The sequence below is a fragment of the Paraburkholderia humisilvae genome (assembly GCF_902859855.1).
GTDB lineage: Bacteria > Pseudomonadota > Gammaproteobacteria > Burkholderiales > Burkholderiaceae > Paraburkholderia > Paraburkholderia humisilvae.
In genome coordinates, this window is sequence record NZ_CADIKH010000430.1 from 1 (window position 1) to 784 (window position 784).

Sequence of the window (784 nt, forward strand, 5' to 3'; positions counted from 1 at the left end):
AATTTGCAGGTTTTTCACGTTAATGTGCCAGGTTCCTGCAAATCTCACAACACCATTTCGGCCTCAAAGCTCCGCTGCACGAGGCTCGCCGAATTGTTCAGGCTCGACTATTGAATTGTGACATTAGGTTTGGGGCGGCTTCACCGGTTTCGAGAGTCAGCTTATGTGCCAGCTATCGGCTGCGCCCGCTCACGAAGCCCTCCTTTCTGCCGGTGAAGGCATCGCCGATCTGCCGCGCACGTTTGACCTCATCGCTGTGAAGATAGATTGAAGTCGTCGAGACCGATGCGTGCCGGAGGTTGTCACGCACGGTGGTCAGCCCGGCACCGCGCCCCAGCGCGTGAATCGCATGCGTATGGCGCATCCAGTGTGGACTCGCGCGCCGCAGTTTCTCCGCAAGCGGCGCATGATCGGCCTCGATCGCTTCCGCGGCCAGTAAGAAAAACCGTCGCAGCACGCCCCACAGACGCACGCTGCTGATCGCCGCATCGCGGTGCGCCCCGAGGCTGCCAATCACTGGCGTAGCCGGATTCCAGCGCACCGGCAGCACGCGTTCGGCCAGATAGCGGGCGAGCGCCTCCCAGGCGAGCGGCGGCAACGCGACGCGCGCGAGCTTGCCGCCTTTGCCCCTCACGCGCAGCCAGTGATCGCCGCGCGCATCCGTGTCGACCTGAGAGGTGGCCTCATTCGTTCGGACAGGATCCGCGAGTTTTTAAGTGGAATCGCTGAGGCAATCAAGCTGCCGATTTTATCGCTGGCAGCATGGCGAAGTATGCTTCATCCG

At 61.6% G+C, this 784-nt stretch carries 1 pseudogene; it reads right to left on the minus strand.

What is annotated here, in order from left to right:
• Window positions 1-172: 172 nt before the first annotated feature.
• A pseudogene (locus tag HV796_RS42905) lies at window positions 173-670 on the minus strand (tyrosine-type recombinase/integrase); the annotation flags it as partial.
• Window positions 671-784: the final 114 nt, after the last annotated feature.